The following is a 25831-nucleotide window of genomic DNA, read 5'->3' on the forward strand; positions in this document are numbered from 1 at the left end:
TCAGGCTTGCGCCTGAGGCGCTTCGTTGATCAGGCGGTACACGGCCTCGACCACGTCGCCCACGCTGCGTACGCTCTTGAATTCTTCGGCGGCGAGCTTGCGGCCTGTTTGTCGTTTGATGTGGTCGATCAGGTCGACTGCATCGATGCTGTCGATCTCCAGATCTTCATACAGGCTGGCTTCCAGGGTCACACGCTCTTCATCCAGCTCGAACAGCTCTACCAGGGCGCTGCGCAGGGTGACGAAGATTTCTTCGCGGCTTTGCATCTGGAGTAATCCTCAAGCGGTTTGCTGGGCGGAAACGAACGCAGCCAGGCTCGCGACATTGGCGAAGTGCTTGCGAGTATCCTTGGCTTCGGCGTCGATCTTGATGCCGAAGCGTTTCTGGATCGCCAGCCCCAGCTCCAGAGCGTCTACCGAGTCCAGGCCCAGGCCTTCGCCAAAAAGAGTCTGTTCAGTGCCGATATCGTCGGCGCTCATGTCCTCGAGGCCTAGGGCATCGATGATCAGGGTCTTGATTTCACGTTGCAGATCGCTCATCTAAGGCGAGTTCCTTCATAAAGTGTTGATGCAGATGGTCGTTGAGCTTGCGCGAGGCAATCGGCAATGGGGCCTGCTCGGTGAATTGCCGCGGGTCGATATCCTCCCCGACCCGCAAGCGAAAATGAAAACGACGCGACGGGATGCTGTACCAGGGCTCGGCCTTGGTCAGGGTCGTGGGCGTCACGCTGATGACAACGGGGGTGACCACCTTGGCGCCGCGCACCGCGATCGCTGCGGCGCCGCGGTGAAACTCCGGGTTGGTGCCGGGCACCGTGCGGGTGCCCTCGGGAAAGATGATCAGGGTTTCGCCGCTTTGCAGGGCGCCTGCTGCCTCGTCGAGCATGTCCATGCTGCCGCTGTTGCTGATGTACTGAGCGGCGCGAATCGGCCCACGCATGCAGGGGTTTTCCCACAGGCTCTGCTTGACCACGCAGTTGGCGTCGCGGATGAAGGCGATCAGCACGACCACGTCGATCAGCGAGGGGTGATTGGCGATCACCATCTGCCCAGGGCGCCCCAGGCGCTCTGCACCCTCCACCTCATACGTGAGTACACCCGTGCGGAACATGAACTCGACGAATACGCGAAACGTGCGGCTGACCACTGCGCGCGCGCGAGTGCGGCGCTGCAGCAGGTCGCCAGGGAGCAGGCCGAGTACCGGAAAAACCAGCACGCGCAGCAGCACGCCGCCTATGCCGAACAGGGCGAAACTCAGTGCCGTCGCAATGAGCCTCCAGGCATACGGCGGGCTGTAGGCACTCAGTCCTCGTTGCGTGACCAGGTCCATTGACGGTCTTTCCAGTAGTGAATCAGCGTTCGCTGCCCGCCATGGTAGGCGCGCAACAGGTTCAGGGGATGTGGCCAGGCGGCGGATAAGCCGGATTCGGCGGGCGCGAGGCTCAAGGTCCAGGTTTTGCCGGGTTTCAGCAGCAGAGCCACCGCGTAGGAAAAAGGTACGTCATCTATATAGGGTCTATAGAGGCCGGGCGGCGATTCTTCTGCGACGACCAACAAGACGCCGGGGACACCCTCGGCGAGTAGCCCGCCAGCCTCGACCATGGCATGCTCCAGACCGTCTCCTGTCGCTGCAATGGCGGTCATTTCGCTGCTGTCCTCGCGCAGGATCGACCACAGGCCAATGATCGCGTTGTGCACGGATAAACTGAACTGGGTGGGCGACAGTGGTTCACCTTTCGCCAGTTCGTTAAGAATGGCAAGCGTGCGGGGGGTTTCGCCGTGACGCGATGCGAACACTAGGGGGAGCGGGCCTCGTCCTTCAACGAGAGGCCAGGCGACATGGAAAAGCATTCGTGCCAACCGGCTGAGGCGGCGACGTTGCATGGCGGGTAGAAAACTGACGTCCGGCTGCTGCTGGTCGTCGGGCACGACCACAGGGGCGCTGCACCAGGCACGCCAGTCATCCTCTGACTCCAGGCCGGGGGCCCAGGCGCGCAGTCCTTCGATCTGGAAATTCATAGCACGAGGCTTTCGCCACTCCGGGCATACTTCTGTTCGGCACGACGATACGCCTGAACGAAAAGAGCTCAGTCCGCGTCCATGGCATAGTGCCGGTATCTGTTCGGTCGGGCATTATCTAGATGCGCACAGAACTGTGCAAATGTTGTGCAGCTTCTTCTGATAGGCGGATGGTGGCAATGTGGTCTGCTTCTCGTGTCTGTCATGGGCTTTGCATAGAATTCGGAACATTCCTGAACAGGGAGAGCAGCGATGCGACGTGTGGTGTTCAACCAGAAGGGCGGCGTAGGCAAGTCCAGCATTGCCTGCAATCTCGCGGCGGTGAGTGCGGCGCAGGGTTATCGCACGCTGTTGATCGACCTGGATGCCCAGGCCAATTCGACTCATTACCTCACCGGGCTGACCGGCGAGGAAATCCCCATGGGGATCGCTGATTTTTTCAAGCAGATCCTCTCGTCCGGGCCGTTTTCCAAGAAGGGCAAGGTCGACATCTATGAGACGCCGTTCGACAACCTGCATGTGGTCACCGCCACCGCCGAACTGGCCGAACTGCAGCCCAAGCTGGAGCAGAAGCACAAGATCAACAAGCTGCGCAAACTGCTCGACGAATTGGCCGAGGATTATGATCACATCTACATGGACACCCCGCCGGCGCTGAATTTCTATACGGTGTCCGCGTTGATTGCCGCCGACCGTGTGTTGATCCCCTTCGACTGCGACAGCTTCTCGCGAAACGCCCTGTACGGCCTGCTGGCCGAGATCGAGGAGCTCAAGGAGGATCACAACGAGGCGCTGGAGGTGGAGGGCATCGTGGTCAATCAGTTCCAGCCGCGTGCCACCCTGCCGCAGCAGCTCCTGGACGAGCTGATCGCCGAAGGGCTGCCGGTGCTGCCGGTCAACCTGATGAGTTCGGTGAAGATGCGCGAGTCGCACCAGGCCTGCACGCCGCTGATCCATCTCGATGCGCGGCATAAGCTGACGCAGCAGTTCGTCGAGCTGCACGACCTACTCAACGCCGGTTGAGCATGAGCAAGGCGCCCGGAGGCGCCTTTTTCTTAAACCGCTGCTTCTAGCGCACCACGAATACGTCGCAGGGCGCCTTGTGCAGGAAATGCTGCGCCAGGCTGCCCAGCAGCGCCTGGGAAAAGGCGCTGCGGCCATGGCTGCCGAGCACCAGCAGCTCACCACGGCGGGTCTTGATCTGCTCCTGCAGGCTGCGCAGGATGCCGCCCTGGAGCACTTCGTGGCTCAGCTTAGGCCCGTCGGCCGGAAGCTTCTGCGCCTCGTCATGCAGCAATTGATCGATCAGTCCCTGCTGGGTCTGCAGTTGCAGTTCGACCTGCTGCGGCGTGCCCTTGTCCGGCTCGAACACGTGCAGGGCATGCAGCTCGGCCTTGCCAGGCAAAAGGAGGTAGGCCTGTCCCAGAGCGCTGCAGGCGCACAGGGAGAAGTCGATGGCGGCCAGCGCCCGTTGATAGGGCTGGAAGTCGTTACGCGCTACCAGCAGCAGCGGCACGGTGCAGCGACGGGCGATACGGTCGAGGCTGGTGCCGGAGAAGAAGTCGTGACGTTTCTGATGCCCGCCCAGTACCAGCAGGTCGCAACCGCTGTCCTGAACCTGTTGCAGCACCACGTCCGATGGCTTGCCGCTGAGCATGCGCAGCTCGGTACCGGGCGGGGCGTATTGGGTCAGGCTGCGGTCCAGTGCCTGGCGTGCCTTTTCGTGTTGCTCACTGCTCTGACTCGGATCCAGCACATGCAGCAGAGTCAGGCGGGCACCGTGCTGGCGTGCCAGCTGGGTGGCACGACATAGCGCCATGTCGGCGGTGTCGCGCAGGTCATGAGCGATGAGGATGTGATTGAACATGGTGGCGGCTCTCCTGCCGATACCCGTCGGCAATTTTATTGTGCCTGTTCAGATAGCCGCTCTTTTGACCTGTGGCAAGGTCGGGGACCGTTACCGATTGCGAATCCGCTAGCGACGCCATTCAGCGTAAACGCAATTGATAGTGACCGCGACTTTCTGCGACGACTTCACCGCTGCCGTCGGTCAGTTGCAGTTCCAGCAGGTAGTCGGCCTTGCCGTGCTGGCTCGCCTGTTCTTCGAGACGGGCGATTTCCTCTGCCGATAGACGCGCCTCCACCTGGATATCGCCCATGGCCGGACGACGAAAGCGCAGGTTCATTTCCTTGATGATGGGATAGAAACGCTGGGCGTCGAAGCTGGTCAGAAACAGCGCGCCGCCGGGAATTTCCGCGAGGGTGAAGAGGGCGCCGGCATACATGCTGCCGATATGGTTCTGGTTGCATTGCAGGGGCATGCGCAGGCGTACGAAACCGGGTTCGAGTACCTCGGCCTTGAGGCCGCTGCGTTTGACGAAGGCGATCTGCTCTTCGGTAAGTTGGCGGGCAATTTCCGTGGGCAGCGGCATGGCGAGACTCCTTTGGCGGGCGCTTCGCCAGACTAAGGCTTGCTCCCTGCGCTGCAATTGACCGCAGCGCCCGTGCTGACTGACCGAAGCGCTCAGACCGTAGCCCGGATGCAATCCGGGAATTGCAAGTCGGCCGTCCCCGGATTGCATCCGGCTACAGGCGTACCTAGATGCCCTGCTGGCGCAGCCAGGCCTGCAGTTGCGGCAGCGGCATGGCCCCGCTCTGGCGGGCAACTTCGACGCCGCCCTTGAAGAGGATCAGGCTGGGGATCGAGCGGATGCCCAGTTGCCCAGCCAGGTTGGGGTTGGCTTCGCTATCGAGTTTGCCCAGGCGGCAGCGTCCTTGCAGTTGCGCAGCAGCCTGCTGGAAGGTCGGGGCGAAGGCCTGGCAGGGGCCGCACCAGCTGGCCCAGACGTCCACCAGCAGCGGCAGGTCGCCCTTGAGCTGGCTGGCGAAGTTGCCTTGCGTCAGGGTGATGGGGGCCGCGGGCAGTACATCGCTCTTGCAGCGGCCGCAGCGCGGGGCATCGCTGACGCGCTCGGCGGGGATGCGATTGAGCCCGTTGCAATGCGGGCAGGGAATCAGCAGCGAATCGGGCATGGTGGCGAAACTCCGTGGGTCATAAGCTCCAGATGGAGTCGCCACCCCGGTATATCAAGTCAGACCGGCGTCAGCGGGAAAAACCAGGGGATGACCAGCGAGGCGACGCCCCACAACAGCAGATTCAGCGGAATGCCGATTTTCATGAAATCGGTGAAGCGATAGCCGCCGGCGTTGTAGACGAAGGTGTTGGTCTGGTAGCCGATGGGCGTGGCGAAGCTGGCGCTGGCGGCGAACATCACCGCGACCACGAAGGCGCGCGGATCGACACCCAGGTGCTGGGCCATGCCGATGGCGATGGGGGTCACCAGCACCGCCACCGCGTTGTTCGACAGCATCTCGGTGAGGATCGAGGTGAACAGGTAGATGAAGCTCAGCATCAACAGCGGGCCGGCCCAGGGCAGCCAGCTCATGACGTTCTCCACCAGCAATCTGACCAGGCCGACCTTGTCCATGGCGATGCTGATCGCCAGCATACCGAAGATCAGGCTGAGGATTTTCCAGACCACCGCCTTGTAGGCGTCTTCCACATCCAGGCAGCGGGTGGCCAGCACCGTCACGGCGCCGATGATCGCCAGGCCCTCGATGGGCATCACGCCAAAGGCGGCCAGCAGCATCACGGCCAGGGTCGCGAGAATGGCGATGGGCGCCTTGTCGCGGCGGAAGGCGCGCTCCTGCACGGCGTTGAGGCTGATCAGCTCACCGTTGTCGGCGAAGCGCTTGATCTGCGCCGGGGTGCCTTCGACCAGCATCACGTCGCCGAATTGCAGCTCGAACTCGTCGAGGTTGCCCTGCACATTTTCGTCCTGGCGATGCACGGCGAGCACGGCGATGCCATAGCGCGCGGTGAGGTCCAGATCGCGCATCGGCCGGTGGCTGTAGCGTGAGTTACGCCCGACTATGGCTTCGGCAAGGATCACGTCGTGGCTGCTGATGGTCTCGAAGGCGTCGCCACGGTTGAAGCTCAGGTGGCCGCTTTCGCGCAGCTCCACCACATCCTTGACCTGGCCATGCAGCACCAGACGGTCGCCGCTTGCGAGCTGGGTTTCGGCGTCGGGCTCGGTCAGCTCCTGTTCGTCGCGAAACAGCTTGAGCACCTGCAGGCCGCTGCCACCGTTGAGGTTGGCCTCGTGCAGGGTCTTGCCGATCATCGGCGAGTCGTGCGGCACCAGCAGTTCGGTCATGAAGGTACGCGACAGGTCCGGGCGCAACTGGCGCGACAGGGTCTCGCGCTCCGGCAGCAGGTGGCGGCCGATGGTCAGCAGATAGAGCATGCCGCAAGCAGCCATTACCAGGCCGACGCCGGTGATTTCGAAGATACCGAAGGGCGCCAGACCGGCCTTGCGCGCCACGCCGTCGACCAGGATGTTGGTCGAGGTGCCGATCATGGTCAGGGTGCCGCCAAGGATGGTGGCGTACGACAGCGGAATCAGCAGCTTGGAAGGCAGGGTGCCGGCTCGGCGTGCCAGAGCGATCGCCACCGGGGTGAGGATGGCCACAACCGGCGTGTTGTTCAGGCAGGCGGACACCACCAGTGCGGTCACGGTCAGGCCGGTAAGCACGCGAATCGGGCTGGTACCAACCAGATCCCCCAGCCAGTTGCCGAGGGCGTCGATGCAGCCAGTACGCTCCAGCGCGGCGGACAGCACGAACATGCAGGCGATGGTGACCGGTGCGGAGTTCGACAGCACGCTGAGCACTTCGCCCGGCGTCAGCAACTGGCTGACCAGCAAGGCGGCTACGGCGATGGCGGCGACGATGTCCGGACTCCACTTTTCCCGAATGAAGGCATAGAGCACCCAGATCAGCAGGGCGCCGACGAAGAGGAGGGGCAGGGAATCCCAGAGCATGAAAATCCTTAGAACCGGCCTCTGATCCGCAAGGCGCCTGACTGTTTGGGCAGTAGGGTCTCAACTGGCGGGGCGGCAGGCAGGTTCTTTTGCGTCGAATCTCGTGTGAGGTATCGGGCACGCACTGGGCGGCCTGGCTGGGCGCCAAGATAGAGAGGTTCTCTTAGATAGTCTAAGAATGTTTGGATAGATTGATATGCCTTTTCGGTTTAACAGATAAGCGACCGAGCGAGCCGAGCCGAACCTCAGGACGAACAACTGATCTCCAGGTGCTTACCCCATTCAGGCGGCCGTTCGGCATAGCGTTCCTTGCCCGGCTGCTCCTCGAACGGGCGGGACAACGCCGCGTGCAGTTCGCGCACCGGACCATAGTCACCAGCCTCGGCCGCTTCGATGGCCTGCTGCGCCAGATAATTGCGCAGGATGAACTTGGGATTGACCGCGTGCATGCGCGCCTGGCGTTCGTTTTGTTCCCCGCCTTCCAACTGACAGCGCGCCAGATAATCCTGGCCCCAGGCATCGAAGCCGGCCAGATCCACGAAGTCGTCACGCACGACTTCCAGCGCTTCGGCAGGCGCCTGCTGGCCAAGGTGGCGGAAGAACAGCGTGTAGTCGGTGGCCTTGCCCTGCTGCATCAGTTGCAACAGGCGCCGGATCAGCGCTTCGTCGTCGTCCTGGGCGCTGGTGAAGCCCAGGCGTTTGCGCATCAGATCGAGGTAGTGTGCCTGGTACAGCGGCAGGAACAGTTCCAGCGCCTCGCGCAGGCGCTCCACGGACGCGAATGGGGTCATGGCCTGAGCCAGGGCCGCCAGGTTCCAATGGGCGATGGGCACCTGGTTGCTGAAGCTGTAGCGGCCAGTGTCGTCGGAGTGATTGCAGATGTGATTGGCGTCGAAGTCGTCGAGGAAGGCGTAGGGGCCGTAGTCGAAGGTGATACCGAGGATCGACATGTTGTCGGTGTTCATCACCCCATGACAGAAACCGTAGGCTTGCCAGTAGGCGATCATCGCCGCGGTGCGCTCAATCACCTTGCGCAGCAGCGCCAGCCAGGGCTCGTCCTGCTCCAGGCAGGCCGGGAAATGGCAGGCCATGACGTGTTCGCCGAGCGTCTTCAGCTGCTCGTGCTGGCGGGTGTAGTAGAAGTATTCGAAGTGGCCGAAGCGCACATGACTCTGCGCCAGACGCAGCACCATCGCCGCGCTTTCCTTCTTCTCGCGCCACACGGGCGTTTCCGAGCCGGTGACACACAGCGCGCGCGAGCTGGGAATGCCGAGCGCATGCAGATGTTCGCTGGCGAGGAACTCGCGGATCGACGAGCGCAGCACCGCACGGCCATCGCCCATGCGCGAGTAGGGCGTCATGCCGGCGCCTTTGAGGTGCAGGTCCCAGTGCTCGCCAGCGGCGTTGACCACCTCGCCGAGCAGCAGGCCGCGACCATCGCCGAGTCGCGGCGTATAGCCGCCGAACTGGTGGCCGGAGTACACCATTGCGCGCGGCTCGGCCTCTTCCCACAGCTTGTGCCCCGCGAACAGCTCGGCGAACTCGGTGCGTTGCGCTTCGTCAGGGGCGAGATCGAGCAGGGCCATGGCCGACTCGCTCGCCACCACCAGGCGCGGCTGCTCGATAGGCTCGGGCAGCACCTCGGTGGAGAAGGCATCGCCGAGACGGGCGAAGCGGTTGTCGAAGGCTAGCTGGTCGAGGCTTTTCACGGGAGGTTCCTACCTGCTCAGGACGCTGCGGGCGGTTGGGGTGGTTGCTGCACGCTGGCGGCACCGGCTGCTGCAGCTTTGGCCAGACTCTTCTGATCCAGCTTCTGCTCGCCATGTTCCAGGTTTTTCACGTACACCTCGACCTGGCGGAAGGCGATGTTGATGCCGTTCTTCGGGAATTCGCGGTCGATGAAACGATTGATCTCGTCGGTGGCCGGGTTGCGGTCGCCGAGGTCGCGTACGTGGATGCGCAACTCGTGGTCGAGCGTGCTTTCGCCGAAGTTGAGGAAATACACCAGCGGTGCCGGCTCCTTCAGCACGCGTGAGTTTTCCTGCGCCGCCTGCAGCAGCAGCTTGCGTACCAGATCGAGGTCCGAACCATAGCCGACGCCGACCTTGAGGGTGACGCGAGTGACCGTATCGGTCAGCGACCAGTTGATCAACTGGCCGGTGATGAAGGTCTTGTTCGGAACGATGATTTCCTTGTGATCGAAATCGGTGATGGTGGTGGCGCGGATACGGATCTTGCTCACCGTGCCGGACAGGTTACCGATGGTCACCACGTCGCCGATGCGCACCGGGCGCTCGAACAGGATGATCAGGCCGGAGATGAAGTTGGCGAAGATTTCCTGCAGGCCGAAACCGAGGCCGACCGACAGCGCCGCCACCAGCCACTGCAACTTGTCCCAGCTGACGCCCAGCGTCGACAGCGTGGTGACGATGCCGATGGTCACCAGCGCATAGGACAGCAAGGTGGTAGTGGCGTAGGCACTGCCCTGCGCCAGGCGCATGCGCGACAGCACCAGGACCTCGAGCAGGCCGGGCAGGTTGCGCGCCAGCGCCACGGTGATGGCGACGATGATCAGCGCGCCGATCACGTCCATCAGGCTGATGGGCACCAGCGTCGTGTTGTCGCCGGTGCCGCTGCTGTATTCGTAGAGGTTGACGGTGTCGAGGTAGGTGAACACACCAATCAGATCGGCCCAGACCGCGTACAGGCAGACCAGGAAGCCGCCGAGCAGGGCCAGACGAATCAGGCGCAGGGACTGCTGGTTGACCTGCTCGATGTCCAGCGTGGGCTCTTCCACTGGTGATTCGCCATCCAGGCTTTCCTTGCTCTGCGCCTGACGCTTGGCCAGGGCGCGCTGGTAGGCCAGGCGCCGTGCCGCCACGCTCAGGCCGCGCACGAGGGTGGCCTCGACGAGCAGCAGAATGATCAGCAGGTAAAGGGTGTCGATCAGCCGGTCGGTGAGCTTGAGCGCGGTGTAGTAGTAGCCGAAGGCGACCGCGCCGATCAGAGCCAGCGGCAGCAGGTTGAACAGCACGCCGACGGTGGTACGCAGGGCCGAGGTGTTCTCGCGCAGCGGTGCGCTGAACAGCAGGTGGAACAGCAGCCAGGCCATCAGGGCATAGCAGCTCAGCACCACGGCGATACCGATCACGTCGTTGGCCAGGCTCGCCGGCTGGTGCTCGGCGATGCTCACCACGGCTACCAGAGCCATGACCACCAGGCCCAGGCGTCGCAGATGCTGGCGGAAGAAGGCCACGTTGGCCGGTGGCCAGTGGAAGTGTAGGATGGCCACCCCATCGGGTGACAGGATGCGGTGCAGGGTATAGAACACCAGCCAGGCCTCCGCCATCTCGTAGAGTGCGGCGCCCAGGTACAGGTTCTGCCCGCGCGCATCGTGCAGCAGGGCGTAGCCGCACAATGCCAGGAACAGCGTGACCGGCAACGCCAGGACCACGTTAAGCCCCAGTGCCATCGGCGTGTGCAGCTGGCTGTCGTGCTTGTAATGGCCGATGTCGCCATGCAGCGCGCCGAGCTTGTCGAGCAGGTACTGGCGACGCCAGAGGATCAGCGCGCAGAGCAGAATCAGCGGCAGAAACACCAGTGGCCGCTCGATCAGGCCTGCGCCCAGTTCGCTGATGGCCATGCCCCAGGGCATGTCGGCCAGTTGCTGCTGGAAATGACGCGGCGCCGTCTTCAGCCATTCGAGGTCGAGCGGCTTGTTGCTGGGAATCCAGAACATCTGCTCGTCGATGGTGGCGCGCAGGCTGCTGGCGGTGCTTTCCAGCTCCTTCTGGTTGAGCTGCAGAGTGATCGATTCGTTGAGCAGCGCGTTCAGCGAGCGGTTCAGGCGGTCGAGCAATTCACGCCGGGTAGTGAGTTGCTCGCGCAGTGCGTTGCGCAGCTCCGGGGTGACTTCTTCGCTCGGCTGGTCGCTGAGCAGGTTCTGCAGATAGCGGGCGGGATCGCTGATCTCCTCGCGCTGCTTGTTCAGCTCGAACTGATAGAGGCGAATGTCGGCGATCTCGTTGGCCAGCGAGCCGTCTTCGAGTGCCAGCTTCGGCAGCGCCTGCTTCTGCTGGTAGAGAATCCTCGACAGCAGCAGGCTGCCTTGCAGCACCCGGATCTGCTCGTCCAGCGCCTGGTTGGCCTGGTTGAGGTTATCCAGTTGCTGGCGGGTTTGCAGGTTCTGCTCGGTCAGGCCGTTGAGGCGCTCGGTCGCGCGTAGCAGGTAGTCGGAAAGCTTGAGATTTAACGAGCTCTCCCTGGCCAGCAGCTTGTCGGAGCTGGCGCGTTCGGCCTCGAGCGATTGCTCGGCGACGGTTTGTTCCGATTCCGCGCGGCGTCTTTCGTTGATCAGGCTCTGCAGGGCCTGACGCTCCTGCTCGGCGCGGTTGATGCGCTCCTCGAGCAACGCACGCTGGGCACTGCCGAGATCCTGCAGCAGGCTGTTGCCGGCCAGTTCCTGACGGCGCAGCTGGGTTTGTGCAGCGAGCAGCGAGAGCTCGGCGTTCAGCTGATTGCGCCGCTCCTGGGTCAGCGCCTTGCCCTCGTAGCGGCCGCTCTTGAGCGCGTCGTTGATCAGCTGGCTGCGCGCCTGATTCTGGCTGATCTCCGCCTGCGCGCGTTCCGGACGGGTCTGCGCGGTGATCACCAGGCTGGTGGCCTCGATGATCGCCTTGTTCCATTCGCTGATCTGGCTGGAGCGTTCGCTGAGCAGTTGTTCGAGCTGAGCGAGTGGGGTGCGCGCATGGCGTGTGGCGACCTGTTGTTCGGCGCTGGCCTTGAGCTTGTCCAGTTCGCGCTGGGCTTCGCTGATCAGACGCGGCGCATCGTCCAGCTGCGTGCGCAGGTCGTTGAGGCGTTGCTCGGCACTCTGCCGGTCCTGCAGCATGCGCAGCGTCTGCTCGAGGGTCTGCTTGAGCGCCAGTTGTTCGGCCTCCGGCAGCTTGCGGTCAGCCAGGCCGTCCAGGCTCTGCTGTACGTTTTCGGCCGTCGGCGGCTCCGCGGCGGCGAACACCTGTGGGATGCCGAGACACAAGGCGAACAGAACGGCAGCTAGGGAAAAGCGCGACAGATGCATGGTCGATTGATCTACTGAGTGGACGGTTGCGATTGAAATGCCCGCGGCACAACGAAGGCGCGGGCCTGATGGCCCGCGCATGATGCTGGTGCTGATGCTAGCAGAGTCCCTGCCAGGCGTATTAACCGCCTGCTAGAAGTGCAGCCCAGGGCCCGGACGTGTGCCCTCGGGGAATCTGACGCCGACTTTGCGCACCTTGTTCCCTTCCATGGCCGCCACCGTCCAGGTCAGTCCCTGCCACTCCACCTGGTCGCCGACGACCGGCTCGCCACCGATTTCATGGGCGATGAAGCGGCCCAGCGGCTGATTGCCTTCCAGGTCGTCGAGCTTCAGGCCGTAGAGCGCCGCAACAGCGCTCAGTTCGGCGTCGCCTTCCAGCACGAAATCACCGAAGAAGCGCAGGTCCTGGCCGCGTTTGGGCGCCTGGCTGAACAGTTTGCCGAGTGCCGGCAGGTCGTGTTCGTGGCCGATCACGCAGAGCAGGTCGCCGGCTTGCAGGCGTGTACTGCCCGAAGGGTGGAGCAGCTCGCGACCACGGAACAGCGCGGCGATACGGGTGCCATCCGGCATGTTCAACTCGCGCAGGGCGGCGCCGATGCACCATTTCTCTGCGCCCAGTCGATAGACGAACAGCTCCCACTGGCTGGTCGGGTGCACTTCCAGGCCGGCGCGCGACACCGGCGCCGGCTCCGGCGGCACGGTCACACGCATCAGCTTGGCGGCCAGCGGCAGGCTGGTGCCCTGCAGCAGCAGGGAGATGATCACGATGAAGAAGGCCACGTTGAAGAACAGCTGCGCATTGGGCAGGCCGGCCATCAGCGGGAACACCGCGAGAATGATCGGCACGGCGCCACGCAGGCCTACCCAGGCGATGAAGATTCGCTCACGGTCGTGGAAGGCGCGAAACGGCAGCAGGCCGAGAGCGATCGACAGCGGCCGCGCGACGAGGATCATCCACAGCGCCAGCGCCAGCGCCGGTAGGGCGATCGGCAGCAGTTCGTGCGGCGTGATCAGCAGGCCGAGGACCAGGAACATGCCGATCTGCGCCAGCCAGGTGAGGCCGTCGAGCATGTGCAGGATGCCGTGGCGCGAGCGGATCGGCCGGTTACCCAGCAGCAGGCCGCACAGGTAGATGGCGAGGATGCCACTGCCACCGACGGCGGTGGTGATGGCGAAGATGATCAGGCCGCCGCTGACCACCAGCAGCGGATACAGGCCGGTGGCCAGCTCCATGCGGTTGATCAGTTTGAGCAGCAGCCAGCCGCCACCCAGACCCATCAGGGCACCGAGACCGAACTGCTGCACCAGCTGGATCGGCAGATCCCAGCTGAAGCCGGTCTGACCACTGGCGAGCATGGCGATCAGGGTCACGGTGAGGAACACCGCCATCGGGTCGTTGCTACCCGACTCGATTTCCAGCGTGGAGCTGACCCGTTCGTTGAGGCCGCGGCCGCCAAGCAGAGAAAACACCGCCGCGGCATCGGTGGAGCCGACGATGGCGCCGATCAGCAGGCCTTCGAGCAGGGTCAGGTTGAACAGCCAGGCGGCGGCCAGACCGGTCAGGCCGGCCGTTATCACCACGCCCACCGTGGCCAGTGACAAGGATGGCCACAAGGCCACGCGGAAACTGGAGACCCGCGTGCGCATGCCGCCGTCGAGCAGGATCACCGCCAGCGCCAGGTTGCCGACCAGATAGGCCAGAGGGTAGTTGTTGAAAACGATGCCGCCGGGTCCGTCAGTGCCGGCCAGCATGCCGACGCCGAGGAAGATCACCAGGATGGGGATGCCAAAGCGCGTACCGAACGCGCTGACCAGAATGCTGGCCGCTACCAGCAATGCGCCGATCAAGAACAGATTGTTGATGGCGCTGGCATCCAACTGCGCGTACTCCTGGCTGGGGAAATCGGGGCGCCGCTATGCATGGCGCGTGCCAGGGATTCTAACCGTAGCCTTCGTACCGCTGTCAAAAAGGTTATTACATTTTTCTAAAATGCCCCGAAGCGTCCCGCATGGGGCCGCCCCGGGGCGTTTGGTCGAACTTCAGAACCAGGCGTCTTGCATGCCCAGGCAGGTGTCGTCGCGCGCTTCGAGAATCGCCAGATCATGGTGGCAGGCCGGTACTTCCCAGGTCAGGAAGTAGCGCGCCGCTTGCAGCTTGCCGCGATAGAAGGCCTGCTCGTCGGCGTTATCCGTGTTCGTCAGGCCCCGTTCGGCGCGAATCGCCTGCTCCAGCCAGCGCCAGCCGATCACCGTGTGGCCGAACACTTTCAGGTACAGCGCCGAGTTGGCCAGGCCTTGGTTGACTTTGCCGCTCATCAGATCGCCGAGCAGCGCCAGGGTGACCGTCTGCAGGCGGGCCAGCAATTGTTCGAGTGGTTGACGCAGGGCGGTGAGCGACTCGTGCTCGCTGGCGCGCTGGCAGCAGTCGTTGATCAGCTTGAGTAGCTGCTTGAGCGCGGCGCCACCGTTCTGCGAGACCTTGCGCCCGAGCAGGTCGAGCGACTGAATGCCGTGGGTGCCCTCGTGAATTGGATTGAGGCGGTTGTCGCGGTAGTACTGCTCCACCGGATACTCGCGGGTATAACCGTGGCCGCCGAGAATCTGGATAGCCAGCTCGTTGGCTTTGAGACAGAACTCCGAAGGCCAGGATTTGACGATGGGTGTGAGCAGGTCGAGCAGCTCCAAGGCGCGGGTGCGATCTTCGGCGGTTTCCAGCGTATGGGTGTCGTCGAACAGTCGCGCCGCGTACAGGCCAAGGTCGAAGGCGCCTTCGACGTAGGCTTTCTGCGTCAGCAGCATGCGCCGTACGTCGGCGTGCTCGACGATGGAAATCTGCGGGCTGCTCGGGTCCTTGCCATCCGGCTGGCGACCCTGCGGACGGTTACGCGCGTAGTCCAGCGAATACAGGTAGCCGGCGTAGCCGAGCATGATCGCGCCCATGCCGACGCCGATACGCGCCTCGTTCATCATCTGGAACATGTAGGACAGACCCGCATGCGGCTTGCCCACCAGATAGCCCACACATTCGCCGTTATCACCGAAGTTCAGCGCCGTGGACGTGGTACCGCGCCAACCCATCTTGTGGAACAGCCCGGCCAGTGTGACGTCGTTGCGTGCGCCCAGGCTGCCGTCGTCATTGACGTGGAACTTGGGCACCAGGAACAGGCTGATGCCCTTCACCCCGGGCGGCGCGTCCGGCAGCCTGGCCAGGACCATGTGCACGATGTTCTCGGAGATCGGCTGGTCGCCGCCGGAGATGAAGATCTTGTTGCCCTTGATCCGGTAACTGCCGTCGGCATGCGGTTCGGCACGGGTGCGCAGGTCCGACAGCGACGAGCCGGCGTGCGGTTCGGTCAGCGCCATGGTGCCGAAGAAGCGGCCGTCGATGATCGGCTGCAGGTAGCGGGACTTCTGCTCCTCGCTGCCGAAGGCCTCGATCAGGTTGGCCACGCCCATGGTCAGCATCGAGTAGGAGCTGGTGGCGATGTTGGCCGACTGGAAGTGGGCGAAGCAGGCCTGCGACAGCAGGTTGGGCAGTTGCATGCCGCCGTGCTCGAAGTCGCGGGTGGCATTGAGAAAGCCCGCCTCGTGGAAGGCGCGCAGGGCCGGCTCGACCTCGGGGATCAGCACCGCGCCGCCGTTGACGTACTGCGGCTCGTGCTCGTCGTTCTTGCGGTTGTGCGGGGCGAACAGCTCCTCGGCGATGCCGCGTGCGGTGTCGATCGCCGCGTCGAAGGTCTCGCGGTTGTGATCGGCGAAGCGCGGGCGCTGGGTCAGGGCTTCGGCGTCGAGTACTTCATAGAGTTCGAACGCCAGGTTGCGGGAGCTGAGCAGGGTCTCGGACATGGAACGGGCCTCCAGATGATCGACCGAGTCTAGGCAGCCAGTCGCCCAACTGCCCAGTATCATCATTCGCCGTGATAGTCGCAGGTTGGTGTCTGTAGGGCGCGTGCACCCGCCGTCTCGGTTATGGCGGGTTGCACCCGCCCTACGAGGTCATACCAGGCTGTCAGGCGAAGCCGCGTGCCAGCTCAAGAGTCAGTTCCGTCGCCGGCATCGGCCGACAACTGGCGACGTTCTGCCCGGCCCACAGCGGCGAGAAATCGCCGCTGCCCTGTGCCTCGGCCGCTGCGCGCAGCGGTGCGATAGCTGCAGTGGCCAACGGGAATTCCGGTGCGTGGGTGCTGAGCGGCCCCTGTTCGCGCATCAGGCGGTTGACGATGCCGCGTGCCGGCCGCCCGCTGAACAGGTTGGTCAGCGCCGTATGGCGCGCCGCCGGGCTCTGCAGGGCTGCACGATGCAGGGCGCTGGTGTTGGCCTCCGGGCACAGCAGATAGGCGCTGCCGACCTGCACGCCGTCGGCGCCCAGCGCCATGGCCGCTGCAACACCGCGCGCGTCGCTGATACCACCAGCGGCGATTACCGGCACCGAGAGGGCATCGACCAGCTGCGGCAGCAGCGCGAAGGTGCCGAGTTGGCGACTCAGATCGTGCTCGAGAAAATGCCCGCGATGACCGCCGGCTTCCAGGCCCTGGGCGATCACCGCATCGACGCCGCGTTCCTGTAGCCACAGCGCCTCGTCCAGCATGGTGGCGCTGGAGAGGATCTTTGCTCCGCTGCGCCGTACGCGTTGCAAAAGCGCCTCATCCGGCAGGCCGAAGTGGAAGCTGACTACCGCCGGGCGGAATTCCTCTACCAGTTCGGCCGCTTCGTCGTTGAACGGCAGGCGCCCCGGCCCGCTGGCGATGCTCGCCGGGTCCGCGCTTAGCTCGGCATAGTAGGGCGCCAGGGCTTCACGCCAGGCGGCGTCGCGCGTCATATCCGGCGCAGGCGGCACGTGGCTGAAGAAGTTGAGGTTGAACGGGCGCCCGGTCAGGCCACGCATGGCCACCAGTTCCTGGCGCAAGGCTGCCGGGGCGAGCATCGCGCAGGGAATCGAGCCAAGGCCGCCGGCCTCACATACGGCGGCAGCCAGGCGGTGATCCTGCGAGCCGGCCATCGGTGCCTGGATCAGGGGGAGTTCGCTGCCGAGCAAGCGTTGCAAAGACATGGCGGGTTCTCGCTGTCCATTGAGGAGCAGGCAGCCTAGGCCTTGCGGGCACCGTCGAGCAAGCCGCAATGCATGGCTTCGGCCTGTTAAACTGCGCGCCTGATTCGAGGATTCGCGCATGAACTACCGCCACGCCTTCCATGCCGGCAACCACGCCGATGTGCTCAAACACCTGGTGCTGACCCGACTGCTCGCCCTGCTGTCGAAGAAGGAGGCGCCGTTCGCCTACCTCGATAGCCACGCCGGCCTCGGCCTCTACGATCTGCTGGGCGATCAGGCCAGCCGTACCGGCGAGTACCTGGAGGGCATTGGCCGCCTGTGGCAGGCCACGCAGCTGCCGGACGCGGTGGAGGCTTACCTGGAGGTGGTACGGGCGATGAACCCGGACGGCGAGCTGCGCTACTACCCAGGCTCACCGGAGCTGGCGCGGCTGCTCAGCCGCGAGCAGGATCGCCTGCAACTCAACGAGAAACATCCCGAGGACGGCCGACTGCTCAAAGACAACATGCGCGGTGATCGCCGTGTGGCCGTGCACCTGGGCGAGGGCTGGCATGTGCCGCGAGCCTTGATGCCGACTCGCGAGAAGCGCGTGCTGCTGCTGATCGATCCGCCGTTCGAGAAGGCGGACGAGTTGCAGCGCTGCGTCGAAGCGCTGAACGAAGCGCACGGCCGCATGCGTCAGGCCATCGTGGCGATCTGGTATCCGATCAAGGATGAGCGTCAGCTGGCGCGCTTCTACCGCGATCTGCAAAAGAGCGCTGCGCCCAAGCTGTTGCGCGCCGAGCTTTATGTGCATGCCCCCGACGACGCGACACGCCTGAGCGGTTCCGGCCTGGTGATCAGCAACCCGCCATGGGGGCTGGAGGACGAACTCAGGCAATTGCTGCCGTGGCTGGCCGATACGCTGGGTCAGAACCTGGGTGACTGGCGCCTGGACTGGCTGATAGACGAAGCCGCAAGCGGCAAGCCATAAGAGCCTAGCGCGGGTGAATCCGGGAGCCGTGGCCCCTGATCCCCGGATTGCATCCGGGCTACAACGGTTCAACCCGGCTTGTGATTGGGCTCGATGTGGTAGCTCAGGTTGCGCCGCGGGCTGAGGTATTCCAGCACCTCCAGCGGTAGCTGCGAAGGGCGCAAGCTGCGGGCGATGGCCAGCTTCGGCTCCTGCGCGAGATCGAGGATCAGCGCCTCCTGCTTGGGTGTATCGGCGTCGTAGAGAATCAGCGTCGGCTTCAGCGCGTGAGTCGGGTTCATCCCCAGCACCAGCGCATAGCGCTCATCGTCCAGCTGCACCAGACTGCCGGGTGGGTAGATGCCCATGACGCGGATGAAGGCCTTCAATGCCACTTCGTCGAAGCGCTCGCGCTGCTGCTTGAACATCAGCGCCAGGGCCTCGTGCGGGCTCAGTGCCTGGCGCGGGTCCAGTGGGTTGCACAGGCCGTCGAAATGGTTGGTGATGGCCACAAGGCGGCTCAGACGGCCGATGGCGGCCTCGCGCAGGCCACGCGGGTAGCCGCTGCCGTCGCAATGCTCGTGGTGCTCGTGGATGATGCGCAGCACCTCGTCATCGAGCATCAGCTTTTGCCCCATGCGCAGGCCGAAGTCGGTGTGCATCTGCAGCAGCTGCTGTTCCGGCCGCGTCAGTGGCTCGGGTTTGAGCAGCACCTTGCTCGGCACTTCCAGCTTGCCGATATCGTGCAGCAGCGCCCCAAGCCCGAGGCTATGGCAGGCCTCGCTGTCGAGGCTGAGCTGGCGCCCGAGCAGCAGGGACAGCGCGGTGACGTTGAGGGCGTGGAAGTAGCTGTCCTCGGCGGCCTTGCCGGTGATGCTGTGCAGTACCACGCCGGAGGCGCCGAGCAGTGTCTCGACCATCTCGCCGACGATGGCGCCAGCCTGCTGCATGGCATCTTCTGGTCGGCTGCGCAGGGTCTGGTTGAGTGCCTTGATGCGTTGGCTGGCTTCGATGAAGCGGCGGTCCACGTCGGCCAGGCGGCTGCGCAGGTGGCGCAGTTTCTGCGCGCGCTCCTGGCGCTCCTGAGCTTGCGGGTCGACAGGCGGTTCGATGGGGGCGGGCGTCGGTATGTCTTCGGCGAGTTCAAGGGGCGGGCAGTCGCTGCGTGCCGGGTCGTAGCGCAGCTGTTTGAGCTTCAGCGCGCGCAGGGCGCGAATCTGCGCCTCGTCCTTGATCTTGAAGTTGCTGAAGGCGAAATCATGCTCCCACCAGCTCAGGTCCAGATGGACGTAGAGGCCGACGCAAAGCTGATCGGGAGTGATGGTGGGCAGAATGGCGGGCATGCCGGGCTCGTCGATTGATAGCTAATTGCCCGCAGTTTAGTCCGGCTCAAGACCTGAGGGCAGAAGTTCTTCAGGCCATCACGTCGATGCTGTTGCCCAGATGCGGCGGGTTGCTCGGGGCGCTGACCGGTGCAGCGGACTGTACCAGCCCGCTGATATTGGCCGCCTGCAGCTCCAGCGTCTTGCGCAGCAGCAGGAGCGACATCTGCGCCGCGATCTGCGCCGATGCCTGACTCGATACCTGGCTGGAAATGCTGCTCAGCTCCACGGCCGTTTACCCGTACTCAAGATTCAGGCGGTAGACATACGCCTGTTCCGCCCAGACCGCAATAGCCATTGGGGTTCTTCGCCAGGTATTGCTGGTGATAGGTCTCGGCGTAGTAGAAGGTCGGCGCCCCGATGATTTCGGTGGTGATGCTGCCCAGGCCAGCCTTGTCCAGTTCGGCCTGGAAGCGTGCCTGGCTGTCTTTTGCCGCGTGCAATTGAGCGTCGTCCTGGCAGTAGATCGCCGAACGATACTGGGTGCCCTGGTCATTGCCCTGGCGCATGCCCTGGGTCGGGTTGTGCACTTCCCAGAACACCTTGAGCAGCGCATCGAAACTGGTCTGCTGCGGGTCGAACACCACCAGCACGACTTCCGTGTGGCCGGTCAGGCCGGAGCAAACTTCCTCGTAAGTGGGGTTGGGGGTGAAGCCGCCGGCATAGCCAACCGCCGTGCTGAACACCCCCGGCTGCTGCCAGAAGCGGCGCTCGGCACCCCAGAAGCAGCCCAGACCGAACACCGCCTGTTGCAGGCCGGCAGGGAAGGGCGGCTTGATCGGATTGCCGTTGACATAGTGGTTGTCGGCCACCGGCAGCGGCTCGGCACGACCGGGCAGGGCCTGTTCAGCGGTCGGCAGGGCGTTTTTGTTGACGAGAATCTGGGAGCGCAGAACCATGGCGGTCTCCTGAATGAGATTGAGATGTGGACTACGCGCAGTGCTGCGTATTACGTCCGTTGGTCGGCCTGAGGCCGGCAGGGGTAACGGCGCAGGCTGTCGATCAGCTCGCGGCCAGGTATCGGTTTGTCGAACAGGTAGCCCTGACCGACGTCGCAACGCTGGCGGCGCAAGAAGGCGAGTTGGGCGCCGGTTTCGATGCCTTCGGCGACTACCTTGAGCTTGAGGTTGTGCGCCATGGCGATTACCGCGGAGGTGATTTCCATATCGTCCTGATTGTCCGGTATGTCCTTGATGAAGCTGCGATCGATCTTGATCACGTCGATGGGGAATTTCTTCAGGTAGCTGAGCGAGGAATAACCGGTGCCGAAGTCGTCCATGGCCAGGGTCAGGCCCAGGCTCTTGAGGCGGCCAAGCTGATGGCGGGTGTCGTCGGTGGCTTCCAGCAGCAGGCTCTCGGTCAGTTCCAGCTCGAGCAGGCGCGGGTCGAGCTGCTCTTCGTGGAGGATGGCGGCGATGGAGCCGACCAGGTCGGGGTCGGAGAACTGCTTGGGCGACAGGTTGATCGCCACCTGCAGTTCGCCCATGCCGATGGCGGCGATCTGCTTGCTCATGCGGCAGGCCTGGCGTACTACCCATTTGCCGATGGGGATGATCAGGCCGGTTTCCTCGGCGACGCCGATGAACTGGTCGGGGCGGATCATGCCCTTCTCCGGATGCTGCCAGCGCAGCAGCGCCTCCATGCCCAGCAGTTGGCCACTCTTGAGGCACAGCTTGGGCTGGTAGAAGACCTCCAGCTCGTTCTGGGTCAGGGCGCGGCGCAGGTTGTTCTCGACGAACAGCTTGTAGTTGGCCTCGGCATTGAGCACTTCGGTGAACAGTTGCACCTGGTGCTTGCCGTTGGCCTTGGCCTTGTGCAGGGCGAGGCCGGCATGCTTCATCAGGGTCTGCGGATCGTCGCCGTGTTCCGGGGCGATGGCCAGCCCCACCGAGCCGGTGATGCTGATCAGCTGATTGTCGACGAACAGCGGCTTGTCCAGGGTCTGCAGCACCTGCTGCGCGACGCGCAGGCCGTCATCCTGATCGCAGCCATCGAGCAGGATGGCGAATTCGTTGCTGGCGAAGCGCGCCAGGGTGCCCTTGGCACCGAGGCTGTTGCGCAGGCGCCGGGCCAGCGCCGAGAGCAGCTTGTCGCCGGTCTGGTGGCCGAGGCTGTCGTTGATGCGCTTGAAGTTGTCGATGTCCACCAGCAGCAGCCCCAGCGATTGCTGGGTATGACGCGCGAAGCGCTCTTCGAGGCTGCGGATGAACGAAGGACGGTTGCCCAGGTTGGTCAGGTTGTCGGTGTAGGCCAGGCGCTCGATGCGTTGCTGCGCCAGCTTGGCCTCGGTGATGTCTTCGTAAATGCCGATGTAATGGGTCAGCTCGCCATCGTCGCCATACACCTTGGAGATCGACAGGTGGCCCCAGTACGGCTCCTGGTTCTTGCGGCGGCTGCGAAATTCGCCCTGCCAGCTGCTGTGCTCGGCCAGGCTCGAGTCGGTATCGAACAGCAGGTCGCTGAGGTTGGCCAGGGCCGGCAGTTCAGATAGGCGATGGCCGCAGACCTCGTCGCTGCTGTACAGGGTGATGGCGGTGAAGCTGGGGTTGACGTATTCTACCCGGCCGTCGCGGTCGACCAGCAGGAAGGCGCTGGCGCTCTGCTCGACGGCGCGCTGGAACAGGTACAGCGCATGGGTGACCGAGCGCTTTTCCTGATTGATCAGCACCTGGGCGAACTGATCGGCCAGTTCGCCGGCGAAGGCGATCTCGTCGGCCTGCCAGATGCGCTTGGGGCCGATGTGTTCGAGGCAGAGGATGCCCACCACTTCCCCTTCGATACGAATGCTGGCATCGAGCATCGAGGTGATGCCCAGCGTCTCCAGGTAGCCGGGAGCCAGCTCGCGAGTGCGCAGATCGTGTTGCGCGTCGTGAGCGTCGATTGCCCGGCCGCTGTGCAGCGCCTCCAGGTAATGCGGAAAGCTGCGGGCGTCGATAGACGGCAGTTGCTCGTGACGGTCCAGGTCGCGGCGGTACAACGAGATGGAATCGAGACTCTGACTGCCCAGTTGCCAGATCCCCGCGCGGGCCACGCCGTAGACCTCGCAGGCCGCCTGGGTGATCAGTTCGGCAGCTTCCTGTCGCGGGTCGCTGGAGACGTAGCGCTGGCGTGACAGGCGCACGATCAGTTGCTGCTGGGTATGTGAGCGGGCCAGGTGTTGCAGGTGGTTGTCCTGCGTACGCTGATACTGCTGCAGCGACGTGCGCAGGTTCTGATTCTGTGTGTGCAGGTCCAGCTCGCCAGGAGAAAAGGCATCGAAGCTGCCATCGGCGATCAGCAGATAGCCGCGCAGCAACTGGCGGTTGCGCTGTTTGAAGGGTTCGCCGATCTCCAGCAGATTCAGTGCTCCCTGTGGCGTATGCAGGGTATAGCGCACCAGGTAATGCGCACTCTGGAGCAGTTGCTGCTGGATGGCATCGTGCAGGCGATAGCGTGCTTCCGGCTCCATCAGGCTGGCGTAGGGCGCATCCACCAATGCGCAAAGATCGGCGGCGCTGATGCCGAGTTTGCGTTCGCAGGCCGGATCGAGAAAAAGCAGGGCCCAGCTTGGCTCGTTCAAGCGCTCGAAACGCAACATGCCGAGCCGCGAGGGCACTGGCAACTGCGTCACAACCTCGGCTGCCGAGCGGGTGCCGGCATCGGGATGGCTTTTCATTGGGCGTTGGGCTTCCAGTATGCTGACCAGGCGAGGCTTCCGTTCTCTGCACAAAACCACTGCTATCAGGGCGCAGCGGTGTGGACGGAGGCTAGGGCTCAGGCCTACTTCACTATAGCGTTCGGCAAGGGTGCATCATGCAAGCAAGACTGACAAGGAAACTGATGGCCATGCTAGTGGCCACAGCGCTTTTCACAACGTTACCGGCCCTCGCCGATACCGCTGACAAGGGTGCATTGCAGGGCGCTGAACAGGAAGCTTATCTGGACGAACTCAAGCGCCTTTATCTGACCGACAACGAGCGCCAGGCACTGCTGGCGCACAACAACGCACTGCTGGAAACCTACGCCCTGCGCGCCGGCTACCAGGTTGGCCAGGCGCAGCGGCAGGACCTGCTGTACCGTTTCGCTGTCGGCGATGCCGGCGAGCTGATCCTGCGTGAGGAGAGCCGGGGCATGCAGGGCACCGCCATCTCCGTGCGCAACCAGCGTGTTCCGGTGTTTGGTATCGATCCGTTCATCCGCTACGAATGTCCGACCGGCGGTATCCGCTGTGCACTGCTCAACCCGGTCGACGGCAGCCAACTGCTGAGCATCGTGCGCGATCACCAGGGCGCGAGTGAGCTGGCCAAGGCACTGAGCTTCCTGATTCGCAACGTGCAAAAAGGCTGACCCCTCCGGGCGGCTCGGCATCACAGCTGCAGCAGGAACATGGCCTTGGCCAGGAACAGGATGGCCAGCATCTGCAGCAGCACGCTCAGGTGAATGCGTCGCGAGCGCGCCGCTGTCATACGGCCGCTGCGCATCAGGAACACCACCAGCAGAAAATGCCCGAGGATGCTCAGGGCTAGGGTGATTTTTAGGCTGAGCAGGATGCCGAAGCTGCTGGCCAGCGGCGCATGCAGTGCCGCGCGGTAATGCCATGCCAGGCCCAGGCCGGCGCCGTAGAGCGCCAGTACCACCCAGTGCATGACTTGTCGTGCCCGCCGTCCGAGTGCACGTGAGAAGCCCGTCTTGGCCTCATCCGGAAGCTCGCGCGTGGCACGGCTGAGGATCATCACTTCGAAGAATACGCCGCCAATGAAGAAGGTGGCGGCAGTCAGGTGGGCGAACTTCAGAAACAGATAGAGCATGGGGATGCGCCGGATCGATATCGATGGCTCGATCATGGCGGCTGCAGCGGTAAATGCCATGACCGGGATCAAGTCCCTTGTGGCTTGGGGCAGGCAAAAAAAACCCCACCCAGATTGGGCGGGGTTGAGGATGCGAGCGTGGCGTGCTCGAAACGATTTACAGCAGGATGGTGCGGATGTCGGCCAGCAGCTGCGACAGGCGCTGAGTGAAGCGTGCGGCAGCCGCGCCATTGATCACGCGGTGATCGTAGGACAGCGACAGCGGCAGCATCAGCTTGGGCTGGAAGGCCTTGCCGTCCCAGACCGGCTGCATGGTCGCCTTGCTGACACCGAGGATCGCCACTTCCGGCGCGTTGACGATCGGCGTGAAGCCGGTACCGCCAATGTGGCCGAGGCTGGAGATGGTGAAGCAGGCACCCTGCATGTCATCAGCCGAGAGCTTCTTCTTGCGCGCCTTGTCGGCCAGCTCGGCCGCTTCGCCAGCCAGTTGCAGCAGGCTCTTCTGGTCGACGTTCTTGATCACCGGTACCAGCAGGCCGTCCGGCGTATCGACGGCGAAGCCGATGTGCACGTACTTCTTGCGGATGATCGCCTTGCCGCTCGGCGCCAGCGAACTGTTGAAGTCCGGCAGCTCCTTGAGCAGGTGGGCACAGGCCTTGAGCAACAGCGGCAGCACGGTCAGCTTGACGCCGGCCTTTTCCGCCACGGCCTTCTGCGCGACGCGGAAGGCTTCCAGGTCGGTGATGTCGGCCGAGTCGAACTGGGTCACGTGCGGCACGTTGAGCCAGCTGCGGTGCAGGTTGGCGGCGCCGACCTGCATCAGGCGGGTCATCGGCACTTCTTCGATTTCACCGAACTTGCTGAAGTCCACGGTCGGGACCGGCGGAATGCCGGCGCCACCGGTGGCGGCTGCAGCAGTCGCCTGCGGAGCGGCCTTGGCCTTCTGCATCATGCCCTTGACGTAAGCCTGCACGTCTTCCTTGAGGATGCGACCTTTCGGGCCGCTGCCGGCGATATCCGCCAGCTCCACGCCGAAATCGCGAGCCAGCTGACGCACGGCCGGGCCGGCATGCACCTTGGCGCCATCGCGCTTGGGTGCGTTGGCCACTTCGGCGGCAGCCGCCGACAGCGAGGCGATGGCGCGCACTTCGGCGGCCACTTCCGGCGCTGCACCTTCCGGTACGCGGTGTACTTCCTGGCTGGCCCCTGCCGGAGCCGCAGCCTGCGCTGCGCCAGCGACCTTGAGCTTGAGGATCAGGTCGCCGGTACCGATTTCGTCATCCAGTTTGACCAGCACTTCTTCCACCACGCCGGCAGCCGGCGAGGGGATTTCCATGGAGGCCTTGTCGGACTCCAGGGTCAGCAGGCTCTGGTCGGCTTCGATGCTGTCGCCGGCCTTGACCATGATCTCGATGACCTTGCCCTTGGCACTGGAGCCGATGTCCGGCACGTGCACGTCCTGCACGCTGCTGCCGGTCGGCGCGGCGGCCGGAGCCGGTGCAGCGGCGGGAGCGGCTTCTGCCTTCGGCGCTGCCGATTGAGCTGGAGCGGCAGCCGGGGCGGCCCCTTCGACTTTCAGCTTGAGAATGAGGTCGCCGGTGCCGACTTCGGCATCCAGCTTGACCAGCACTTCTTCCACCACGCCGGCAGCCGGCGCGGGGATTTCCATGGAGGCCTT

At 63.9% G+C, this 25831-nt stretch carries 22 protein-coding genes; 3 read left to right on the forward strand and 19 right to left on the reverse strand.

What is annotated here, in order from left to right; translation table 11 throughout:
• Genes B3P22_RS01335 through B3P22_RS01350 form a run of 4 tightly spaced genes read right to left on the reverse strand, consistent with a single transcriptional unit; the run spans position 1 to position 2019 of the window.
• Positions 1-267: an acyl carrier protein gene (locus B3P22_RS01335; RefSeq protein ID WP_024306675.1), complete on the reverse strand. Its 267-nt coding sequence runs from the start codon at positions 265-267 to the stop codon at positions 1-3.
• A 12-nt stretch (positions 268-279) separates the two neighbouring features.
• Positions 280-540 (reverse strand): phosphopantetheine-binding protein, encoded by a 261-nt coding sequence (locus tag B3P22_RS01340; RefSeq protein ID WP_296269583.1) that lies wholly within the window; start codon positions 538-540, stop codon positions 280-282.
• Positions 521-1330 carry a lysophospholipid acyltransferase family protein gene (locus tag B3P22_RS01345; RefSeq protein ID WP_296269584.1) on the reverse strand — a complete coding sequence of 270 codons (810 nt, stop codon included), beginning with the start codon at positions 1328-1330 and terminating at the stop codon, positions 521-523. Before B3P22_RS01345 ends, B3P22_RS01340 begins: the two co-directional genes overlap by 20 nt.
• Positions 1303-2019, reverse strand: a complete 717-nt coding sequence (locus tag B3P22_RS01350; protein WP_296269585.1) for a beta-ketoacyl synthase chain length factor — start codon at positions 2017-2019, stop codon at positions 1303-1305. Before B3P22_RS01350 ends, B3P22_RS01345 begins: the two co-directional genes overlap by 28 nt.
• A 252-nt stretch (positions 2020-2271) precedes the next feature.
• On the opposite strand from B3P22_RS01350, the gene B3P22_RS01355 reads away from it, so the two are divergent.
• The gene (locus B3P22_RS01355; RefSeq protein ID WP_275545482.1) at positions 2272-3042 is read left to right on the forward strand and encodes a ParA family protein; all 771 of its coding nucleotides are present in this window, start codon (positions 2272-2274) and stop codon (positions 3040-3042) included.
• Between the two features lie 46 nt (positions 3043-3088).
• Here B3P22_RS01355 and B3P22_RS01360 read toward each other — a convergent pair whose 3' ends face one another.
• The 9 genes from B3P22_RS01360 to B3P22_RS01400 form a co-directional block, all read right to left on the reverse strand.
• Entirely contained in the window at positions 3089-3886 is a 798-nt protein-coding gene (locus B3P22_RS01360) for a universal stress protein (RefSeq protein ID WP_197856983.1), read from the reverse strand.
• Positions 3887-4007: 121 nt separating this feature from the next.
• Entirely contained in the window at positions 4008-4451 is a 444-nt protein-coding gene (locus B3P22_RS01365; protein ID WP_296269586.1) for a PaaI family thioesterase, read from the reverse strand.
• A gap of 166 nt (positions 4452-4617) precedes the next feature.
• Positions 4618-5052 carry a thioredoxin TrxC gene (trxC, locus tag B3P22_RS01370; RefSeq protein ID WP_296269587.1) on the reverse strand — a complete coding sequence of 145 codons (435 nt, stop codon included), beginning with the start codon at positions 5050-5052 and terminating at the stop codon, positions 4618-4620.
• A gap of 59 nt (positions 5053-5111) precedes the next feature.
• Complete coding sequence (locus B3P22_RS01375; protein ID WP_296269588.1) at positions 5112-6902, reverse strand: SLC13 family permease; 1791 nt, start codon at positions 6900-6902, stop codon at positions 5112-5114.
• A 245-nt stretch (positions 6903-7147) separates the two neighbouring features.
• On the reverse strand, positions 7148-8611 hold the full coding sequence (gene selO, locus B3P22_RS01380; protein WP_296269589.1) for a protein adenylyltransferase SelO: 1464 nt from the start codon (positions 8609-8611) through the stop codon (positions 7148-7150).
• A gap of 17 nt (positions 8612-8628) precedes the next feature.
• On the reverse strand, positions 8629-11982 hold the full coding sequence (gene mscK, locus B3P22_RS01385; protein WP_296269590.1) for a mechanosensitive channel MscK: 3354 nt from the start codon (positions 11980-11982) through the stop codon (positions 8629-8631).
• 132 nt (positions 11983-12114) lie between these two features.
• Complete coding sequence (locus B3P22_RS01390) at positions 12115-13860, reverse strand: potassium/proton antiporter (protein WP_296269591.1); 1746 nt, start codon at positions 13858-13860, stop codon at positions 12115-12117.
• Positions 13861-14022: 162 nt separating this feature from the next.
• Positions 14023-15828 (reverse strand): acyl-CoA dehydrogenase, encoded by a 1806-nt coding sequence (locus B3P22_RS01395; RefSeq protein ID WP_296269592.1) that lies wholly within the window; start codon positions 15826-15828, stop codon positions 14023-14025.
• 163 nt (positions 15829-15991) lie between these two features.
• Positions 15992-17032 carry an NAD(P)H-dependent flavin oxidoreductase gene (locus tag B3P22_RS01400; RefSeq protein ID WP_296269593.1) on the reverse strand — a complete coding sequence of 347 codons (1041 nt, stop codon included), beginning with the start codon at positions 17030-17032 and terminating at the stop codon, positions 15992-15994.
• 118 nt (positions 17033-17150) lie between these two features.
• Between B3P22_RS01400 and B3P22_RS01405 the strand changes: the two genes are divergently transcribed.
• Positions 17151-18005: a 23S rRNA (adenine(2030)-N(6))-methyltransferase RlmJ gene (locus B3P22_RS01405; protein WP_296269594.1), complete on the forward strand. Its 855-nt coding sequence runs from the start codon at positions 17151-17153 to the stop codon at positions 18003-18005.
• A 68-nt stretch (positions 18006-18073) separates the two neighbouring features.
• On the opposite strand, the gene B3P22_RS01410 is transcribed toward B3P22_RS01405, so the two are convergent.
• The 4 genes from B3P22_RS01410 to B3P22_RS01425 all read right to left on the reverse strand — a co-directional run bounded on the left by B3P22_RS01410 (position 18074) and on the right by B3P22_RS01425 (position 23021).
• Complete coding sequence (locus B3P22_RS01410) at positions 18074-19327, reverse strand: HD-GYP domain-containing protein (protein WP_296269595.1); 1254 nt, start codon at positions 19325-19327, stop codon at positions 18074-18076.
• 70 nt (positions 19328-19397) lie between these two features.
• Positions 19398-19595, reverse strand: a complete 198-nt coding sequence (locus B3P22_RS01415; protein WP_197856994.1) for a putative motility protein — start codon at positions 19593-19595, stop codon at positions 19398-19400.
• Positions 19596-19611: 16 nt separating this feature from the next.
• Positions 19612-20265 carry a peptide-methionine (S)-S-oxide reductase MsrA gene (gene msrA, locus B3P22_RS01420; protein ID WP_296269596.1) on the reverse strand — a complete coding sequence of 218 codons (654 nt, stop codon included), beginning with the start codon at positions 20263-20265 and terminating at the stop codon, positions 19612-19614.
• A gap of 50 nt (positions 20266-20315) precedes the next feature.
• Complete coding sequence (locus B3P22_RS01425) at positions 20316-23021, reverse strand: putative bifunctional diguanylate cyclase/phosphodiesterase (protein ID WP_296269597.1); 2706 nt, start codon at positions 23019-23021, stop codon at positions 20316-20318.
• A 164-nt stretch (positions 23022-23185) separates the two neighbouring features.
• Here B3P22_RS01425 and B3P22_RS01430 point away from each other — a divergent pair, with 164 nt between their 5' ends.
• The gene (locus tag B3P22_RS01430) at positions 23186-23692 is read left to right on the forward strand and encodes a hypothetical protein (RefSeq protein ID WP_296269601.1); all 507 of its coding nucleotides are present in this window, start codon (positions 23186-23188) and stop codon (positions 23690-23692) included.
• A gap of 20 nt (positions 23693-23712) precedes the next feature.
• On the opposite strand, the gene B3P22_RS01435 is transcribed toward B3P22_RS01430, so the two are convergent.
• Together B3P22_RS01435 and aceF are read right to left on the reverse strand one after the other, a co-directional pair.
• A complete protein-coding gene (locus tag B3P22_RS01435) occupies positions 23713-24153 on the reverse strand; it encodes a CopD family copper resistance protein (protein ID WP_296269602.1) in 441 nt (146 codons plus the stop codon).
• A gap of 157 nt (positions 24154-24310) precedes the next feature.
• Positions 24311-25831, reverse strand: a 1521-nt coding sequence (aceF, locus tag B3P22_RS01440) for a dihydrolipoyllysine-residue acetyltransferase (protein WP_296269598.1), incomplete at its 5' end; no start/stop codon positions are given.

Origin of the sequence: Pseudomonas sp. UBA6323, assembly GCF_002439135.1 — a bacterium.
In the GTDB taxonomy this organism is placed as follows: Bacteria; Pseudomonadota; Gammaproteobacteria; order Pseudomonadales; family Pseudomonadaceae; genus Aquipseudomonas.

Bases quoted from the DNA above. Each gene is read 5' to 3' on its own strand.
- B3P22_RS01335 (WP_024306675.1), bottom strand. From the start codon at position 267: ATGCAAAGCCGCGAAGAAATCTTCGTCACCCTGCGCAGCGCCCTGGTA.
- B3P22_RS01340 (WP_296269583.1), bottom strand. From the start codon at position 540: ATGAGCGATCTGCAACGTGAAATCAAGACCCTGATCATCGATGCCCTA.
- B3P22_RS01345 (WP_296269584.1), bottom strand. From the start codon at position 1,330: ATGGACCTGGTCACGCAACGAGGACTGAGTGCCTACAGCCCGCCGTAT.
- B3P22_RS01350 (WP_296269585.1), bottom strand. From the start codon at position 2,019: ATGAATTTCCAGATCGAAGGACTGCGCGCCTGGGCCCCCGGCCTGGAG.
- B3P22_RS01355 (WP_275545482.1), top strand. From the start codon at position 2,272: ATGCGACGTGTGGTGTTCAACCAGAAGGGCGGCGTAGGCAAGTCCAGC.
- B3P22_RS01360 (WP_197856983.1), bottom strand. From the start codon at position 3,886: ATGTTCAATCACATCCTCATCGCTCATGACCTGCGCGACACCGCCGAC.
- B3P22_RS01365 (WP_296269586.1), bottom strand. From the start codon at position 4,451: ATGCCGCTGCCCACGGAAATTGCCCGCCAACTTACCGAAGAGCAGATC.
- trxC (WP_296269587.1), bottom strand. From the start codon at position 5,052: ATGCCCGATTCGCTGCTGATTCCCTGCCCGCATTGCAACGGGCTCAAT.
- B3P22_RS01375 (WP_296269588.1), bottom strand. From the start codon at position 6,902: ATGCTCTGGGATTCCCTGCCCCTCCTCTTCGTCGGCGCCCTGCTGATC.
- mscK (WP_296269590.1), bottom strand. From the start codon at position 11,982: ATGCATCTGTCGCGCTTTTCCCTAGCTGCCGTTCTGTTCGCCTTGTGT.
- B3P22_RS01395 (WP_296269592.1), bottom strand. From the start codon at position 15,828: ATGTCCGAGACCCTGCTCAGCTCCCGCAACCTGGCGTTCGAACTCTAT.
- B3P22_RS01400 (WP_296269593.1), bottom strand. From the start codon at position 17,032: ATGTCTTTGCAACGCTTGCTCGGCAGCGAACTCCCCCTGATCCAGGCA.
- B3P22_RS01405 (WP_296269594.1), top strand. From the start codon at position 17,151: ATGAACTACCGCCACGCCTTCCATGCCGGCAACCACGCCGATGTGCTC.
- B3P22_RS01410 (WP_296269595.1), bottom strand. From the start codon at position 19,327: ATGCCCGCCATTCTGCCCACCATCACTCCCGATCAGCTTTGCGTCGGC.
- msrA (WP_296269596.1), bottom strand. From the start codon at position 20,265: ATGGTTCTGCGCTCCCAGATTCTCGTCAACAAAAACGCCCTGCCGACC.
- B3P22_RS01425 (WP_296269597.1), bottom strand. From the start codon at position 23,021: ATGAAAAGCCATCCCGATGCCGGCACCCGCTCGGCAGCCGAGGTTGTG.
- B3P22_RS01430 (WP_296269601.1), top strand. From the start codon at position 23,186: ATGGCCATGCTAGTGGCCACAGCGCTTTTCACAACGTTACCGGCCCTC.
- B3P22_RS01435 (WP_296269602.1), bottom strand. From the start codon at position 24,153: ATGCTCTATCTGTTTCTGAAGTTCGCCCACCTGACTGCCGCCACCTTC.